Here is a 12075-nt window from a genome sequence, read left to right on the forward strand (position 1 = left end):
TCCCACTCATCTTGGACCGCGAAGACTGATTTCGCGATTCGAGCCTCGATCCCGGCGTCCATCACCCGCATCGTGGGAAGCGTCCCCATCCGAACAGACAGGAGCACGACCATGGCACAGATCACGATCGTCGGAACCGGCAGCGTCGGCGGGCCCCTCGCCACCACCGCCACCCGGACCGGACACGAGACCACAAGTATCACGCGCGCCACGGACGCCAGCGATGCGCTGGGCGCCCTCAAAACGGCCGACCTCGTCTTCCTCGCTCTCCCTTATGAGGCGGCCCTCGACCTTCCCGTCGACTGGAAGGACGCGCTGGCCGACAAGGTCGTCGTCGACGTCACCAACCCGCTCAAGCCCGACTTCTCAGGCCTCACCCTGGGTTTCGACGTCTCCGGTGCCGAACGAGTGGCTGCCGCGCTTCCGAAGAGCTCGGTCGTCAAGGCGCTCAACGCCGTCCTGGCGCCCAACCACGACCCCTCCGCATATCCCGCCGACTCCGTCTTCGTTCCGGTCGCTTCGGACGACGATGCCGCGAAGGCCACGGTGATCGCCGTCCTCGCCTCCCTCGGATTCGCGCCCATCGACGCCGGGCCGCTGGCCAACGCGCGCTACATCGAGCCGCTCGCCGAGCTTCTGGTTCAGCTGGCCTACTTCCAGAACAACGGCACGCAGATCGCCCTGTCGCTGCTGCGGGCCTGACCCGGGGAGCCGGCGGCGCGCTCGGCGGCGCCGGCTCCGCGACGGCTCCGGACGGTGCATGATCGTCCGGCTCACCGGCCTGACGAGCGCTCGTGACCCGTGTGCCCCATTCCGGCACACGGGTCACACCGGCCGTCGGCCGGACACGCTGTCACCAGGCCATCGGCTGCGAAGAGCGCTCTCCCGGCACCCCGCGCAACCGATCACCACGACTCAGAAGCGCGGCCGGGCGCCGAGACACACGATTCGTGTGCCTCGTCCCGGGCGCGCTCACCGAGCGCGCACGGCCGAGTGGCTGGAAGATGGCGTCGACGGTGCGGTGGCGGGGCGCGGACACCGAGGGACCTGCCGCCGTCGGAACGAGTCGATAGGACGGGGCGGAGGCGTTCATGGAGTCCGACACTCTGGGGGACCGGATCAAGTCGTGGCGTCTGCGACGCGGCATGTCGCAACAGGATCTCGCCGACCGGATGTCCCGCTCGAAGTCCTGGATCCAGAAACTCGAGGGCAGCGAACGACACAGCGACCCGAGGCTGAGCGTCCTCCGTGAGGTCTCGCAGGCCTTGGGTGTCTCCCTCCCCGTCCTCATGGGCAGCCGGCACGACCGTGACGAGGCTCCCGGGCGGAGCCTGCGCGAGATCGATGAGAGCGTGGCGTGCGCCCCCTTGTCGACTCCGATGGACGCCGACCTCGCCCCGATTCGCAAGCAGGTGCGATGGGCGCACCACGCCTACGCGAACGCGCAGTACGTGCAGCTGGCCGCAGCGTTGCCCGACCTGATCACGGCCGTCCACGAGGCGAGAGGTGCCTCGGCACTGAAGTCCGACGTCTATCGGCTGGTCACCTACACCGCGTTCAAGCACGGCGCGATCCACCTCGCCGGCAGGGCGGCGGACAGATCGCTGGAATCGGCCACCGATCGGGAGTCGAAGCTGCTGGCGGTGGAGGCGTACGCCCTCGCGTTCTCGCGGATTCCCGAATCGGCCGCAGCTGCAGCCGCACTCGTCACCGCTGTGAGCGAGCGGTGGCGGGATCTGGATTCGAGCCCGCTCTACGGGGCGGCCCTCCTGCAAGGTGCGGTGGCGGCCGCTGCGGCCACGGACGGCCACCGCGCCCTGGCGCTCCTCGCGCGTGCCGAATCGACGGCCGAGCAGCAGAACGGAGCCGACAGCGGTGGCACCGGTTTCGGCGCCACCAACGTGCGACTGCACTACGTGGACGTCTACGCCCGGCTGGGGAAGTACGGCAAGAGTCGCGATCTCGCTCAGAGTCTGCTGGATTCCCCCGCGCTCAAGGAACTCTCGCGCGAGCGCCAGGCCCATTTCCGGCTCGACCTCGCGCTCCTCATCGCGAACGACCAGCCGGCGTCGGCCTGCGCCCATCTGCTGGAGGTGTCGCGCACCGCACCGGCCCAGCTGCTCCACCCCGACGCCACGAACCTGATGCGCACGTTGATGAATGCCGGTCCCGTATCCGGCGACTTCGAGCGACTGTGCACCACCATCTTAGGATCGGAAACATGAACCGACCGACCCTGTATCTGATCGGCTGCGCCTCACCACCCGTTCTCCAGATGCACGAATGGGTCGACCGTGCACACGGTGCCGGATGGCGGCCGTGCGTCATCCTGAGCGAGGCCGCGAGTTCGTGGTTGACCGCAGACCAGGTGCGTCACCTGACGGAGGCCACCGGATACCCGATCCGTTCCGTTCCCCGGACACCGTCGGACCCTGATCCCCTGCCTCCGGCCGAGGCCGCCATCGGGGTTCCCGTCACCTTCTCCACCTTCAACAAGATCGCCATGGGACTGACCGACACCATCCCGGCGGGAAAGATCTGCGAACTGGCCGGGTCGGGTGTGCCCGTCGTTCTGATCCCCCGGTTCCATGAGGCCAACCTGTCCCACCCGCAACTACCACTGAGCAGGAAAGCCCTGGCCGCCATGCAGATACGAGTGGCACCCACCGAGAACGCCGACGACCCCGCCTTCGATCGCGAATTCGACACGGCGTTGACATGGTTGCGCGCATCGCTCTGATCGTCGCGCTCGGTTCCTTCACCTTCGGGTACGACCTGGGATCGACCGCGACGGCCCTCGGGCACCTGGCCAAGCAATGGAATCTCAGCGCAGCCGAATTCGGGTTCACGACTGCGGTACTGCCCGCCGCCGCAACGATATCCGCACTCGCTGCGGGCGAGTTGGCGGATCGCGTGACCCCGACGAAGGCGATCGCCGTATCGAACCTGACATTGATTGCGGGGTCGGTGGCGTCCGCGCTGGCACCGACCTTTCAGGTCATGATCGGCGCGCGTCTGCTCCTGGGCGTGGGTATCGGTGCCATGGCCACTCTCACGCCGCTGTACCTCCGCCTGCTGGCTCCCACCGGGGAGACCGGGCGGTATACCGCTCTCCACCAAGCGATGATCGCCGCCGGATACGCGGGCGCCAGCGCGGCCACGATCGTCGCGGGTGCCGACAACACCTTCCTGGTGCTGCTCCTGGGAGGGCTCGCGCCAGTGATCATCCTGCTCAACGTCCGAGCGATCGCCGCGAGGTTGCCCGCGATCCGGACGACCGCATCGTCGAGCGACTCGGGGGCAGTGCGCTGGAGTGCGGTCGTGGTCGCCGTCCTGCAACAACTCACCGGCATCAGCGTGCTCGTGTACTACGCGCCGACGGTGCTCCAAGAGGTGGGCGCGACGGAGACGACGGCAACCCTCCTCCTGCTCGGCATCAGCACGCTGAGCGTGGCGTCCTGCGTCGCAGCGGGACATCTCGCGGATCACTACGGGCGGGTGCCGCTGCTCCGAGCCGGCGCGATCTCACTGGCGATCTCGATGACGGTGATCGGGCTGGCCTTCCAGGTCCACTCACTCCCGAGCCTCGCGGCGGCCACCGGCGTGGTCCTGATCGTCTTCCCCGCCACCTGGGGCGCACTCGCGTGGACCGCCATCACCGATCTCGCTCCGGCGGACCGCCCCGGCCGGACGATCGGCGCCGCGACGACGGCGAACTGGGTGACGACCGCACTCCTGTCCTGGATCGCACCGTTCATCATCGCTGCGCGGTCGCCCGTACCCACCTGGTCGTTCATCTGCTTCGGAGTGATGTCGGTGTTCGCGGGGCTCTGGATCCGGAGGGCGCTGTCCCGGGGCTGAGCTTGGCAGCCCCATCCGGGGCTAGAGCTTGTTGCACCGCGCGGTTCGATAAACGGCCGCAGATGCTCATCGCGCCCGTTGCCCGGCGGGTGTCGGCGAAGTGATTCCGGGGCGAATACGGCGATCGGGGCACTCGGTCGTTCTGGCGCACAGGCGGACAGTCATTTCGGCGGGCTCGACGGATCTTCCCCGCGAGTAGAAGCCGCCTCGAAAACGCGAAGACCCCAGGCACTGAACTATTTCGAGTTCGTGACCTGGGGTCCAGCAGTTCTGAGAACTGCTCATGGTGGGCGAAGGGGGACTTGAACCCCCACGTCCCGAAGGACACTGGCACCTGAAGCCAGCGCGTCTGCCATTCCGCCACTCGCCCGAGCGACCGAAGAAGACTAACACGACGGAACTGACTGTGCGAAATCGCTTCGCTACCTGGGCCGACACCCTTGCCCCGACCGGCGAGCCCGTGCTACCAAAGGGACGGTTGGGACCAATGGGGTTACGCTGGCTCCGTCGTGCGCGCAGCGCCGCTATCATCGATTGGTCAGAACACGTTCGCGACACGCTGAGGAAGGGAGGAAGTCGTTGTGGGAATCCTGCAACGGTTCGAGCGCAAGCTCGAAGGCGCGGTGGGCGATGGCTTCGCTCGCGTCTTCGGCGGGAAGGTCGTTCCCCAAGAAGTCGAGGGAGCCCTCCAACGGGAGGCCGAGGACCAGCTGCAACCGCTCGGAGACGGTGCGTACTTGGTACCCAACAAGTACGTCATCGCAGTCTCACCCACCGACCAACAGACCTTCGAGGCGGACCGTGATCTCGCCATCCGCGCGTTCTCGAAGCACCTGGACGAATACATCCGGGACAATGGCTGGCAGACTTACGGTGACGTGGTCGTGCACTTCGAGCAGTCACCACAACTGCATACCGGACAGTTCCGGGCGCGCGGCACCGTCGACCCCGACGCTGTCCCGCAGAACCTTGTACCTCAGCGACCACCTGCAGAATCAGGAGCCGATTCGATGACCAACAACCCCGGATACGACCAGGGTCGGCACGGCGGACAGCAGTACGACCAGAGCGGCTACCAGCAGCAGGGCTACGACCAGCAGGGTTACGGCCAGCAGCCTCCGCAGCAGGGCGCCTACGACCCCAACTACCCCCAGCAGGGCTACGACCAGCAGGGTCAGCCCCAGGCCGGGTACGAGCAGGGCTACCAGCAGCCCGCCTACGACCAGGGCGGCTACCAGCAGCAGCCCGGCTACGACCAGAACTACGGCCAGCAGAACTACGGTCAGCAGGGCTACGACCAGGGCGGCTACCAGCAGCAGCCCGGGTACGACCAGAACTACGGCCAGCAGGGCTACGACCAGGGCTACCAGCAGCCGGGTTACGACCAGCAGGGCTACGGCCAGAACTACCAGCAGCCCGCGTACGACCAGGGCTACCAGCAGCCCGGGTACGACCAGGGTGGCTACCAGCAGCAGCCCGGCTACGACCAGGGCGGCTACCAGCAGCCCGGCTACGACCAGAACTACGCCCAGCAGGGTGGGTACGACCAGGGCGGCTACCAGCAGCCCCAGACCGTGACCCTGTACCTGGAGGACGGCTCCAACCGCACCTTCGCGCTGCGCGACGGTGCCAACGTGATCGGCCGCGGCCAGGACGCGCAGTTCCGCCTGCCGGACACCGGCGTCTCGCGCCGGCACGTGGAGATCCGCTGGGACGGCTACGCCGCCGTGCTCAACGACCTCGGCTCCACCAACGGCACCTCGGTGAACGACGTGCCGGTGTCCAACTGGGAGCTGGCGGACGGCGACCGCATCCGCGTCGGGCACTCCGACATCGTGGTGCGATTCCAGTAGATTTCTCTTCGGGCTCGCGGAAGCAACCCCGTACTCGCGCCGCTCGACCGGGCGGCGCGAGCCGAATATGCGCACAATTGGCCGGAGGGAGGCGCCGTGCAGGGACTGGTCCTACAGCTGACGCGCGCGGGTTTCCTCCTGCTGCTGTGGCTGTGCGTGTGGCTGGTGATCAACGCGCTGCGCTCCGATGCGCGCCTGGCCTCGGGTCTGCGGCCGAAGCAGAAGGAAGTGAAGCCGCCGCGCGGCAGCTTCTTCCAGCGCGGCAGCAAGACCGCCAAGTACCTGGTGGTCACCCACGGCCCGCTCGCGAACACGCGGATCACGCTCGGCCAGCAGCCGGTGCTGATCGGCCGCGCCGACGATTCGACGCTCGTCCTCAACGACGACTACGCGTCGACCCGGCACGCGCGGCTCGCCCGCGACGGTGACGACTGGTACGTCGAGGACCTCGGCTCCACCAACGGCACCTACCTCGCCCGCAACAAGGTCACCACGCCCACCCGCGTCCCGCTGGGAACGCCCGTGCGCGTGGGCAAGACCGTGATCGAGCTGCGCCCGTGAGCCTGATCCTGCGCTATGCGGCGCGCTCCGACCGCGGTCTCGTCCGCAGCAACAACGAGGACTCGGTGTACGCCGGTCCCCGGCTGCTGGCGCTCGCCGACGGCATGGGCGGCCACGCGGCCGGCGAGGTGGCCTCCCAGCTGATGATCACCGCGCTCGCGCCCCTCGACGACGACGAGCCCAGCGGCGATCTGCTGGACACCCTCGAAGAAGCGATGGTCACGGGCAACGAGACCATCGCCGAACAGGTCGCCGAGGACCCCGAACTCGACGGCATGGGCACCACGCTCACCGCGATCCTGTTCGCCGGCTCCAAGCTCGGCCTGATCCACGTGGGCGACTCGCGCGGCTACCTGCTGCGCGACGGCCAGCTCACCCGCATCACCAAGGACGACACCTTCGTCCAGACCCTCGTCGACGAGGGCCGCATCACCGCCGAACAGGCGCACACCCACCCGCAGCGCTCCCTCATCATGAAGGCCCTCACCGGCCACGAGGTCGAGCCCACCCTCACGCTCCGCGAGGCCAAGGCGGGCGACGTCTACCTGCTCTGCTCCGACGGCCTGTCCGACGTGGTGAGCGACGAGACCATCGGCGACACCCTCGGGCTCGCCGCCGACGACGTCTCGGCCGCCGCCGACAAGCTGATCGAGCTGGCCCTGCGCTCCGGCGGACCCGACAACGTGACCGTGGTGGTCGCCCGCGTCGAGGACTCCAGCTTCGGGCAGAGCCGCCCCATCGTGGGCGGCGCCGCCAACGACGACGACGAGGACTACGTCCCGCCGTCCAACACCGCAGCCGGCCGTGCCGCCGCGCTGCGTCCCCCGCGCAAGGCGCCCCGTCGGGTGATCGCGCAGGAGACCGAGGACGAGCCCGAGACCGGGCCCCGTCGCAAGTGGATCGCGCTCGCCGTGATCCTGGTGCTGCTCATCGGCGGCGCCGTCGGCGTGATCGCCACCCGCTCGGTGGTGAACTCCAACTACTTCGTGGGCGCCACCGACAACGGCACCATCGCCATCTCCCGCGGCGTGAAGGTGAACCTGTTCGGCAAGGCGCTCAACAGCCAGCAGGAGATCGTCTGCATCGCGGAGACCCCCGGCGGCGACGGCACCACCCAGGGCTGCACCCCGCTGAACAAGGGCGATCTCACCCCGCGCGGCCGCGCCAACCTCGACGGCCTGCCCTACGCGAGCTCGATCGAGGACGCCCGCAACCAGGCCCGCGCGCTCACCGAGAAGGACAACCTGATCCCGCGCTGCAAGGTCGAGACGCAGGTCATCCCCGTGCCCGCGCCGCCGCCCGGTGCCACCCCGGCGCCCACCGGCGAGACGATCACCCCGCCTCCCCCGCCGGAGACCAAGGTGGTCACCCAGACCTCCACCCCCGATGAGCCCTGCCGTGGGGGCCCCTCGTGACGTCCGGTACCGCCACCAACACCCCGGGTACCGGCCTCGCGCTCGACCCGAACCGCGGATCCCGGTCGAAGGAACTGGTCCTGCTGTGCGCCGCCACCGTGATCACCGGTGCCTCGCTCGCCATCGTCGAGTGGGCGCAGAAGCAGACCATCAGCTGGGACCTGGCCAAGTACGTGGTGGCCTTCGTGGTGCTCTACGCCGCCGCGCACATCGCGGTGCGCCGCTTCGCGCCCTACGCCGACCCGCTGATCCTGCCCGTGGTGGCGATGCTCAACGGCCTCGGCCTGGTGCTCATCCACCGCCTCGATCTGGGCCGCGCGCACGGCGAGAACGGCCGTATCCAGGAGATCAACGAGGCCAATCAGCAGATCCTGTGGACCCTGCTCGGCGTGGTGGTGCTGGTCGCGATCCTGGCGCTGCTGCGCGATCACCGCACGCTGGCCAAGTACGCGTACACGATCGGCCTCGTCGGCCTCATCCTGCTCGCGCTGCCCGCCCTGCTGCCGTCCAGCCTGTCCGAGATCAACGGCTCGAAGAACTGGATCAAGACCCCACTGTTCAGCATCCAGCCCAGCGAGATCAGCAAGATCCTGCTGATCATCTTCACCGCGGCCTTCCTGGTGTCCAAGCGCGACCTGTTCACCACCGCCGGACGCCGCGTGCTCGGCATCGACCTGCCCCGCCCGCGCGATCTGGCGCCGCTGCTGCTGGTGTGGATCGTGGCCCTGGCCGTGCTCGGCTACGCCAACGACCTCGGCACCCCGCTGCTGATCTTCTTCACCGTGCTCGCCATGGTCTACATCGCCACCGAACGCGTCGGCTGGGTCGTGGTCGGCCTCGCACTGGCCGTGGTGGGCGCCGTCGCGGCCTACTTCATGTTCAGCCACCTGCGGGTGCGCGTCGAGGTGTGGCTGCACCCCTTCGACCACTACGAGGACATCGGTTTCCAGCCCGCGCAGTCGCTGTTCTCGCTGGCCACGGGCGGTCTGGCCGGGACGGGGCTCGGCTCCGGCCGGCCCACGATGGTGCCCTTCGCCTCGACCGACTTCATCATCGCCGCGATCGGTGAGGAGCTCGGCCTGATCGGCCTGGCCGCCGTGCTCATGCTGTTCCTGGTGCTCATCTTCCGCGGCTTCCGGATCGGCCTGACGGTGCGCGACAGCTTCGGCAAGCTGCTGGCCGCCGGCCTGGCTTCGACGGTGGCGATCCAGCTCTTCGTGGTGGTCGGCGGCGTCACCAAGCTCATCCCGCTGACGGGTCTGACCACGCCCTTCGTGAGCTACGGCGGATCCTCGCTGCTCACGAACTACGCCCTGATCGCGCTGCTGCTGCGCATCTCCAACGCGGCCCGCGAACCCAAGGTCACGCGCAAGCCCGGTGCCCCGGTCCCCGACCGGCCCACCGAGATCGTGAAGCGCGTATGAATACCCCGATCCGTCGCGTCTCCGTCGTCGTCGTCCTGCTCGTGGTCGCGCTCCTCGCGAACGCCACCTACGTGCAGGTCTTCAAGGCGGACGACCTCCGCACCGATCCGCGCAACGAGCGGGTCCTGCTCGACGAGTACTCCCGCCAGCGCGGCTCCATCCTGGCGGGCGGTCAGGTGATGGCGCAGTCGGTGCCCACCGACGACCGCTACAAGTACCTGCGCACCTACCCCAAGGAGCTGGCGCCCGCCTACGCCCCGATCACCGGGTACTACTCGATGGTCTACAGCGCCGGCGCGCTCGAGCACGCCGAGGGCCCGATCCTCAACGGCAGCGACGACCGGCTGTTCGGCCGGCGCATCGTCGACCTGCTGTCCGGCCGCGACCCGCGCGGCGGCAACGTGGTCACCACGATCAACCCGGCCATGCAGAAGATCGCCTACGAGCGGCTGATCTCGGCGTGCGGTTCGAACGGGCCGTGCCACGGTTCGGCCGTCGCGATCGAACCGCAGACCGGCAAGATCCTGGCGATGGTCTCGACGCCCAGCTACGACCCGAACCCGCTGTCCTCGCACGATCCGAAGGTGGTCAGCGCGGCCTGGGAGCAGCTGACCAAGGCGCCGGACCAGCCGATGCTCAACCGCGCCACATCGCAGCTGTACCCGCCCGGGTCCACCTTCAAGGTGATCACCACGGCCGCGGCGCTCAGCCAGGGCAAGGGCATCGACCTGAACACCCGGCTCACGGCCGATAAGCAGATCACCCTGCCCGGGGGCGGCGGCACGACACTGCAGAACTACGCAGGGATGACGTGTCCTGAATCCTCGGGCGGTACCGTCAGCCTGTTGCAGGCGTTCCAGTACTCCTGCAACACCGCGTTCGTGGACCTGTCGACCCAGAAGATGCAGGACGGAGGAGAGGCGATCAAGCAGATGGCGAACAACTTCGGCGTGAACAGCTCTCCCGACTCGATCCCGCTGCCGGTCTCGCAGTCGGTGACCGGTCCGATGACCTACCCCGCGCAGGTGGGACAGTCGGCGATCGGCCAGCTCGATGTGGCGCTGACGCCCCTGCAGAACGCGGTGATCGCGGCGACCCTCGCGAACGGCGGCATCCGGATGCAGCCCTACCTGGTGGACAGCCTGCAGTCGCCCGATCTGTCGACGATCTCGACCACCTCGCCCAAGCGCGCGGGGCAGGCGCTCTCGCCCGAGGTCGCGGCACAGATGCGTGAGCTGATGGTGGCCTCCGAACGGAACACGAAGGGTGCGGGCGGCAAGGTGGCGATCGCCTCGAAGACGGGTACGGCGGAGCACTCGGAGGGTCGGTCGGTGGCCGAACCCCCGCATGCGTGGTACATCGGCTACGGGCCGGTGAACGACCCGAAGGTGGCGGTCGCCGTCATCATTGAGAATGGTGGCAATCAAGGCGAGGCGGCGACCGGTGGGTCGCTCGCAGCGCCGATCGGACGTGCGGTGATAGGCGCCGCGGTGAACGGGCAGGGGAACTGATGAGTCTGCAGACCGGCTCCATAATCGCCGACCGGTACGAACTCCTCCGGCTCATCGCGACCGGTGGCATGGGTCAGGTGTGGGAGGCGATGGACACGCGGCTGGACCGCCGCGTGGCGATCAAGGTGCTCAAGGCGGAGTTCTCCGAGGACCAGGAGTTCCTCGCGCGGTTCCGCAACGAGGCCCGCACCACGGCCGCCCTGAACCACCCGGGCATCGCCGGCGTCTACGACTACGGCGAGACCGACGATCAGGCCGGTGGCGCGCCCCTGGCGTACCTGGTGATGGAGCTGGTGAACGGTGAGCCGCTCAACGCGGTGCTGTCGCGCCTGGGGCACCTGAGCCAGGCGCAGGCGCTCGACCTGCTGGAGCAGACCGGCCGGGCGCTGCAGGTGGCGCACAGCGCCGGCCTGGTGCACCGCGACGTCAAGCCCGGCAACATCCTGATCACCCCGACCGGCCAGGTGAAGATCACCGACTTCGGTATCGCCAAGGCGGTCGACGCGGCGCCGGTCACCAAGACCGGCATGGTGATGGGCACCGCCCAGTACATCTCGCCGGAGCAGGCCTCCGGTGAGGACGCCACCGCGGCCTCCGACGTCTACTCGCTCGGCGTGGTGGGTTACGAGTGCCTCGCCGGCAAGCGCCCGTTCTCCGGCGACGGTGCGATCACCGTGGCGATGAAGCACATCCGGGATCAGCCCGATCCGCTGCCGGCCGAGCTTCCGGCGCCGGTGCGCGAGCTGATCACGCTGACCCTGGTCAAGGATCCGCGGCAGCGGTACGCGAACGGCGGCGAGTTCGCCGATGCCGTGGCCGCCGTGAAGGCGGGCCAGCGTCCGCCGATGCCGCGGGGCTGGACCGGTGGCGCCGCGGGCGCCTCGCGCGAGCCGGCGACGGCCGCCACCGCGGTGGTGCCGCCGCAGCCGCGTCCCGGGCCGCAGCCGGTGACCGCGAACCGGAACTCGACGCCCACGCCGCGGGCGGCCGCGCCCACGCAGTACGACAGCGACGGCTGGACCAAGGGCCAGAAGACGATCCTGGGCGGTTCGGTGGTGCTGCTGCTGATCGCCGCGGCGATCATCGGCGGCTACCTGCTGCTCCAGGGCACGGGCAGCGATTCGCCGTCCACGACCACGCCGACGGAGCCGACGGTCACCGCGCCGCCGCCCACGGGTGCGCCGACCTCGGTGCGTCCGACGACGCAGACGCAGGACACGCCGCCGCCCACGCGGACGGTGACGGAGACCTCGACGGCCGCCCCGCCGCCGCCCCCGCCCACCACGACGCCGCCGCCGAAGCCGACGACCACCACGCCGCCTCCGACGACGACGCAACCGCCGACCACGACGGAGCCGCCGGTCACCGGCGGTGAGCCGACCACGACGCCGCCGCCGTGCGGCATCTTCGGGCTCCCCGTCCCCTGCAGGAACTAACGGATAACGGACAC

The 12075-nt window shown here is 69.0% G+C and carries 10 protein-coding genes and 1 tRNA gene; 10 read left to right on the forward strand and 1 reads right to left on the reverse strand.

Annotation, left to right across the window (positions count from 1 at the left end; translation table 11 throughout):
• The first annotated feature begins 111 nt into the window (after positions 1-111).
• The 4 genes from ABD108_RS15310 (at position 112) to ABD108_RS15325 (ending at position 3861) form a co-directional block, all read left to right on the forward strand.
• The gene (locus ABD108_RS15310; protein WP_343930728.1) at positions 112-702 is read left to right on the forward strand and encodes an NADPH-dependent F420 reductase; all 591 of its coding nucleotides are present in this window, start codon (positions 112-114) and stop codon (positions 700-702) included.
• 389 nt (positions 703-1091) lie between these two features.
• A complete protein-coding gene (locus ABD108_RS15315) occupies positions 1092-2225 on the forward strand; it encodes a helix-turn-helix domain-containing protein (RefSeq protein WP_343930729.1) in 1134 nt (377 codons plus the stop codon).
• Entirely contained in the window at positions 2222-2740 is a 519-nt protein-coding gene (locus tag ABD108_RS15320; protein ID WP_220657139.1) for a flavoprotein, read from the forward strand. The genes ABD108_RS15315 and ABD108_RS15320 overlap by 4 nt, the downstream gene beginning before the upstream one ends.
• Positions 2719-3861 carry an MFS transporter gene (locus ABD108_RS15325; protein ID WP_343930730.1) on the forward strand — a complete coding sequence of 381 codons (1143 nt, stop codon included), beginning with the start codon at positions 2719-2721 and terminating at the stop codon, positions 3859-3861. The genes ABD108_RS15320 and ABD108_RS15325 overlap by 22 nt, the downstream gene beginning before the upstream one ends.
• 284 nt (positions 3862-4145) lie before the next feature.
• Here ABD108_RS15325 and ABD108_RS15330 read toward each other — a convergent pair.
• A tRNA-Leu gene (locus ABD108_RS15330) sits at positions 4146-4231 on the reverse strand.
• Positions 4232-4442: 211 nt separating this feature from the next.
• Here ABD108_RS15330 and ABD108_RS15335 point away from each other — a divergent pair.
• The 6 genes from ABD108_RS15335 to ABD108_RS15360 all read left to right on the forward strand — a co-directional run bounded on the left by ABD108_RS15335 (position 4443) and on the right by ABD108_RS15360 (position 12061).
• Positions 4443-5714, forward strand: coding sequence for an FHA domain-containing protein (locus tag ABD108_RS15335; RefSeq protein ID WP_305112616.1), 1272 nt, complete (start codon positions 4443-4445; stop codon positions 5712-5714).
• Positions 5715-5810: 96 nt separating this feature from the next.
• Positions 5811-6275, forward strand: coding sequence for an FHA domain-containing protein FhaB/FipA (locus ABD108_RS15340; protein ID WP_220657156.1), 465 nt, complete (start codon positions 5811-5813; stop codon positions 6273-6275).
• Positions 6272-7690: a PP2C family protein-serine/threonine phosphatase gene (locus ABD108_RS15345; RefSeq protein ID WP_220657157.1), complete on the forward strand. Its 1419-nt coding sequence runs from the start codon at positions 6272-6274 to the stop codon at positions 7688-7690. The genes ABD108_RS15340 and ABD108_RS15345 overlap by 4 nt, the downstream gene beginning before the upstream one ends.
• Entirely contained in the window at positions 7687-9114 is a 1428-nt protein-coding gene (locus ABD108_RS15350; protein WP_220657158.1) for an FtsW/RodA/SpoVE family cell cycle protein, read from the forward strand. Before ABD108_RS15345 ends, ABD108_RS15350 begins: the two co-directional genes overlap by 4 nt.
• Positions 9111-10625, forward strand: coding sequence for a peptidoglycan D,D-transpeptidase FtsI family protein (locus ABD108_RS15355; RefSeq protein WP_305112619.1), 1515 nt, complete (start codon positions 9111-9113; stop codon positions 10623-10625). Before ABD108_RS15350 ends, ABD108_RS15355 begins: the two co-directional genes overlap by 4 nt.
• On the forward strand, positions 10625-12061 hold the full coding sequence (locus ABD108_RS15360; RefSeq protein WP_343930731.1) for a protein kinase domain-containing protein: 1437 nt from the start codon (positions 10625-10627) through the stop codon (positions 12059-12061). Before ABD108_RS15355 ends, ABD108_RS15360 begins: the two co-directional genes overlap by 1 nt.
• Positions 12062-12075 lie beyond the last annotated feature (14 nt).

It is taken from the genome of Tsukamurella strandjordii, from assembly GCF_039525985.1.
Lineage (GTDB): Bacteria > Actinomycetota > Actinomycetes > Mycobacteriales > Mycobacteriaceae > Tsukamurella > Tsukamurella strandjordii.